General features: G+C 39.5%; 1 protein-coding gene. It reads right to left on the bottom strand.

The window, feature by feature from the left end; translation table 11 throughout:
• Positions 1–24: 24 nt before the first annotated feature.
• The coding region (locus tag AC1DTM_RS31020) for an SDR family oxidoreductase (RefSeq protein WP_477001764.1) at positions 25–564 on the bottom strand (540 nt) is incomplete at its 5' end.

Raw genomic sequence — 564 nt, 5'->3', positions numbered from 1 at the left:
TCAACACTTGTTAACATAATATTTTTATGAAAAACCACCGTTCGAATGAATGACTTGCCCAGTAACCCACTTCGCCTCTTCACTTACTAAAAAAGCGATTAAACGGGCAGCATCCACCGGTTCTCCCACTCTACCTTGCGGGAATTTCCATACTAAATGATGCTGTAATTCCTCTGTAATCCATCCTGTATTCGTTGGTCCTGGATCAACAGCATTGACTGTAATCCCCTTCTCCATAGCTACTGGTGCAACTGACTTTGTAAATGCTTCTATTGCTCCCTTTGTTGCTACGTATGCCAGTTCATCTGGCATTGGCGCTAGTGACTGCCCAGAAGTAAGATTGATAATACTTCCACTCGTTTTAAGTGAAAAATGTTTCATAAATAATGAACTTAATAGCATAGGAGCACGAACATTGACCGTATAATGTTTATCTAACTGCTCTACATCTAACTCTTCAATTTTCGTATGAGTAGAATACGCCGCATTATTAATAAGAATAGATGGCTCACCTAAACGTTCTGATACCATATACAATACACGATTAGGCGAATAAGACTGCGA

Source organism: Bacillus sp. P4_D3, from assembly GCF_056401855.1.
The sequence above is the reverse complement of the archived record's forward strand: the minus strand, read 5'-3'. Positions and strand labels throughout refer to the sequence as shown.